A 679-nucleotide genomic window follows, 5' to 3' on the forward strand; every position below is an offset into this window, starting at 1 on the left:
AAATGGTTGACCACATAGGTAACTAAACTCTCGGACAGAGAGGGATAGCTTGGTAAATTTGATTCCGATAGGAGTTACTACCCAAGAATCCCCTGCCTTTAGGCATGGGGAGTTGTCAAAGATAATATCTTCAGTATAACGTAGTTGCACCATGCTTCCAAATGAAGAATATGACCAAATTTCATCCCTAAGTCATGAAAGGTTATGACTTTTTTTGCTTATAATGGAGATATCGATAAAAAGGAGGTGTAGCAACCGCAATTAAAAACATAAACAAATGTACCCAATAGTGATAAAATATACTTATGAAACAATACAAGCCGAAAGACTTTGCAGAAATGATTAATGTGTCCGTAAAAACATTACAAAGATGGGATAATGAAGGCGTATTAATTGCTTATCGAAACCCAAAAGGAAGAAGATACTATACAGAAGAACAGTATCAACAATATATGGGTATTCAAAGTGAAAATAAAGTAGGTAAGACTCTTATTTACGCCAGAGTGTCTAATCAAGGACAGAAAGATGATTTGGAAAATCAAATTGAGTTTTTGAAAACCTTTGCCAATGCAAGAGGAATGATAGTTGATGAAATTGTTACGGATATTGGTAGTGGCTTAAATTACAATAGAAAACAATGGAACAAGTTGATTGATAGATGTGCGGAAGGTGAAGTTTC

The 679-nt window shown here is 34.8% G+C and carries 1 protein-coding gene; it reads left to right on the plus strand.

Features of this window, described 5'->3' with window-relative positions; all coding sequences use genetic code 11:
- Nucleotides 1–305 precede the first annotated feature (305 nt).
- On the plus strand, nt 306–679 hold a 374-nt coding region (locus tag EEJ45_RS18190), incomplete at its 3' end, for an IS607 family transposase (protein WP_124566133.1).

It is taken from the genome of Ectobacillus antri (assembly GCF_003852715.1).
Taxonomy (GTDB): domain Bacteria; phylum Bacillota; class Bacilli; order Bacillales; family Bacillaceae_G; genus Ectobacillus; species Ectobacillus antri.